This window comes from Ruminococcus sp. RTP21358st1_G6_RTP21358_211008 (genome assembly GCF_040908885.1).
In the GTDB taxonomy this organism is placed as follows: Bacteria; Bacillota; Clostridia; order Lachnospirales; family Lachnospiraceae; genus Blautia_A; species Blautia_A faecis.
Genome location: NZ_JBDGDM010000009.1, coordinates 96495 through 100414, shown reverse-complemented (window position 1 = coordinate 100414; position 3920 = coordinate 96495). Strand labels below are relative to the sequence as shown.

Below are 3920 nucleotides of genomic sequence, written 5' to 3'. Positions count from 1 at the left end.
GTGGCATTTTTCAAGCACATCTTCAGCAAGATCAGAGGCAGAATCTATATTTTCTGAATTGCTTTCCTTCTTGCCATATTGTTTAGTAAAACAAGAATTCATGCTAAAGGGCACCTCACAAGGTGTCTTTTATTATGGATTTTTATCCGGAAAGGAGGAAAAACCCGATGATATTCGAACAACCAGTCAATATATACTCGCAGGATTATGTACTGAAGCGTTTCCAGTCTAATGAAACAGCTGTCCAAGTAGTCAGAGGAAAGCTCTCTGCACTGATCAGCGAGTCAGAATTGATTGAGCTGCAGAACAGCAAGGCAACCATGTACAGTAAACTTGCATCAGCCGTACTGGATATAAACAGCCTTCAGCTGCAGTTTTCCGATATCAGCAGTAAATATGATACCGTAACCGGTCAGTATAGCTCCCTGGACGCAAAAGTAGCAGATTACAAAGCAGGCTTGGATGGACTTTCGGTAAACCTGACCAACCTTAGTACCAGGATAAACAATGACTATTCCACGACTACGGCAATGAATGCAGCCATTAAAGCCAGTGTGGATGGGCTGTCCAGTACTGTTTCACAGACTTATGCAACAACGCAAAATGTTAAATCTTCACTGGCAGAAGCAGATACCAATGCAAAGAAATATGCAGACAGTGCACAGAACACAGCAATAAGCCAGGCACAGCAAGACGCAACGTCCAAGGCAGATGCAGCGGAATCCAATGCAAAGGCTGATACCGATAATAAACTGAAGAGTTATTCCACTACCATAGCCATGAATTCTGCAATCAAGCAAATGGCCGACAGTATAACACTTAGCGTTTCCAAGACCTATGCGACAGGAGCAGATCTCTCAGCTGGTCTATCCGGCGCAGACCAGAAGGCTAAAAACTATGCGGACAGTGCCTTACAATCAGCGGATAAATCCGCAAAGGGATATGCGGATGCGGCACAAAGTGCAGCCGTAAAAGCTGCGAATGCAAATACAGAAGAACTTCTGAAATCGTATCCGACTGTAACTGCTATGGAATCTGCTATTAAGCAGAATGCGGATTCCATCACAGCATCTGTTTCAAAGACTTATGCAACTAAGGAGGGGCTGAACGACGCCAGTACAAAGATATCAAATCTAGAGACCTGGAAGTCCCAGGCCGCACTGAAAATCACAGATTCCGCAATCGTCAGCACCGTAACCAGTTCCACATCCTGGAGCAAAAAGGCAGACAAAGCCAGCCTGATCTCTCAGATCAACCAGTCTGCAGAAAGTATTTCCATTAGTGCAAGTAAGATTAATCTGAATGGAGTGGTAACTGCTAATAGCTATTTTTGCATTTTAACCGATGGAAGTATAAAAAGCGTCAAAGGTACGCTGGGAGGATGGACGATATCGTCCGATAAAATTCAGTCACGTTTTGCCGGAATAGATGCGCTGACTATACACTCGGATGGATATTTAAAATTCGGAACGTGTAAAATAAGTTCAACCGGAGGAGCACTTACAGTAAAAAACGGCTTACATCTTTACACAAATGTAAATACAGATAGCAGTGGTTTTGACGATGGCACGGAGAGATTCAAGATATTCGGATTAGGTCATGTATCGTCTGGAGGACATCTGGTATTTGACAGTGATGGGGCTACGGTTTCTTATTTATCCAGTTCATCCAGAAGATACAAGAACCATATCCGGGACATGACAGATAATGATATACAAAATCTGTATAAGCTTCCAACCGTGTTCTTTGTTTATAAGCCTGGCTATCTGGAAAAAGACAGCGCCGTTCCCATTCCCGGGCTTTACGCAGAGGATGTGGAACAGTACCTTCCATTAGCTGCCAGATACCAGAACGGACTGATTGAAGACTGGAATGAAAGAGCTGTGATCCCGTATCTGATCAAGGCAATCCAGCTGCAGCACGAAGAAATTGAAGCATTGAAAAGAAAGGTGGCGTGAAAATTATATGAACGAACCCAGAGCGAGACCGTGTAACCGGTCTTATTTTTATACCATAAAATAATATAATAAGAAGGAGAACACATAATTATGAAGGTGATTGATACGTATAATGCCATTGTTGGCGCAGCTGTTGCTGTATTGAGCTATATCTTTGGAGAGCACTGGATCCTGTTTGCATTGTTCCTGGCATTTAATGTTGCTGACTGGATCACAGGCTGGATGAAAGCCAGACTGACACACAAGGAAAATTCCAAAGCCGGATGGAAAGGAGTCCTGAAAAAACTGGCTTACTGGATCATGATTGCGGTAGCCTTTGGGGCATCTGCAGTGTTCGTGGAAATCGGAAAGACGCTTGGTGTTGATCTGGGAATCACCACATTACTTGGCTTCTTTGTCCTGGCATCCCTGTTAGTAAATGAGATTAGGTCTATTTGTGAGAATCTGGTGGAGATGGGAGTGGACGTCCCAAAGATTCTGATCAAGGGACTGGAAGTGGCAGACAAGGCAATCAATAAAGATGGAGAAGATATTGACGAGGGCGAGTGATCGCCCTCCTTTTTGAAAGGAGAATTTCAACATGAAATATTTTATCTGTGTAGGTCACGCGAACTATGGCGGTGGCGTCATCTCATCGGCAGATGGCACCAGCAAAGGTGGCGTAAACGAATACAAATACAACAAGGAACTGGCACCTTATGTGTGCAAATGGCTTAAGGCAGCAGGACATGAGGCAACCTTGTGTATTGCTCCGGAAGGTCAGCTGCATTCCCTGAATGATGAAATCAAGTATTTCATTGAAGAAGAACATAAACAGAACTATGATCTGTCCGTCCAGCTTCATCTGAATGCCTTTAATGGAGAGGCATATGGCTGCGAAGCATACTGTTACAATGCAAATGGTCTTCCGGAAGCTCAGCGGATCAGTGCGAAGCTCGGTACTGTCTGGCATGACAGAGGAGCTGAAGAACGTCCAGGTTTGTACTGGACCAGAAAGACCAAGGCAAAAGCAGTTCTGGTAGAATCTTTCTTCTGTGATAACAAGGACGATTATGCCAAAGCGAAAAAACTTGGTATGGACGCTCATGGCAAGCTGATTGCAGAGGGCATCCTGGGAAAAACAATCACAATTGCGCCGGCGCAACCAAAAGCAAAGTATTACATCCAGGCAGGAGCCTATGGGACAAAAGAAAATGCAGACGTGATGGTTAAAGTACTTAAGAAAAAGGGATTTTCAGCAAGTATCCGCAAAGTAACCGGCTCCGTCCCATACCGCGTCCAGGTCGGCACCTACAGAACAAAGAAGGCTGCCAATAAGGTGGTAAAGAAGCTGAAGACAGCAGGCTTCACAGTCCTGGTGAAGAGTTTGTGATGTCGAATGCTGTCGTACTATCTCGCACGATAAAGCTCGACAGATGAGGTAGAATCTGGTACAGTAAAACTGAACATGAGATTTCCCTTAGATAAGAAAAGCCCTTACAATCCCGCGAGTTGCCCCTCAGGAGAGTAAAGGCTTTTCTTCTTATATTATAAATCTTGCTTTATTTTTTCTGGAAAATGTGAGGGGCAAGAATCCTGCCCCTTAAGGGGCAAAATCTCTGCCCCTCGAGGGGCAAAAAAGGGGCAGAGTTTTGACACACTTTATCTACCTCCTGAACATTCGGAGTCCAAAAAAGCCCGCAAAACAGGCGCTTTGCAGGCTTTTGACACTTCTTGATAAAATAAAAAAATGCGGAAGATGGGACTTGAACCCACACAAGCGCAATGCTTACAAGATCCTTAGTCTTGCTCGTCTGCCAGTTCCGACACTTCCGCATATCGCATTTCACAGAGATAAAAATCTCTACGCGATCAGATATTAAATTGTAACTACTTACGTAGTACATGCGGAAGATGGGACTTGAACCCACACAAGCGCAATGCTTACAAGATCCTTAGTCTTGCTCGTCTGCCAGTTCCGAC

3 protein-coding genes and 1 tRNA gene are annotated in these 3920 nt (G+C 44.3%); 3 read left to right on the top strand and 1 reads right to left on the bottom strand.

Translation table 11 applies throughout. The features are described 5' to 3' along the window. The first annotated feature begins 167 nt into the window (after positions 1-167). The 3 genes from AB5Z12_RS05415 (at position 168) to AB5Z12_RS05405 (ending at position 3330) form a co-directional block, all read left to right on the top strand. Positions 168-1958 carry a tail fiber domain-containing protein gene (locus tag AB5Z12_RS05415; RefSeq protein ID WP_368357527.1) on the top strand — a complete coding sequence of 597 codons (1791 nt, stop codon included), beginning with the start codon at positions 168-170 and terminating at the stop codon, positions 1956-1958. Positions 1959-2048: 90 nt separating this feature from the next. Next, positions 2049-2507 carry a holin family protein gene (locus AB5Z12_RS05410; RefSeq protein WP_195409210.1) on the top strand — a complete coding sequence of 153 codons (459 nt, stop codon included), beginning with the start codon at positions 2049-2051 and terminating at the stop codon, positions 2505-2507. 31 nt (positions 2508-2538) lie between these two features. Beyond that, entirely contained in the window at positions 2539-3330 is a 792-nt protein-coding gene (locus tag AB5Z12_RS05405; RefSeq protein ID WP_368357528.1) for an N-acetylmuramoyl-L-alanine amidase, read from the top strand. Between the two features lie 358 nt (positions 3331-3688). Here the strand turns inward: AB5Z12_RS05405 and AB5Z12_RS05400 are convergent. Further along, positions 3689-3773, bottom strand: a tRNA-Leu gene (locus tag AB5Z12_RS05400). Positions 3774-3920: the final 147 nt, after the last annotated feature.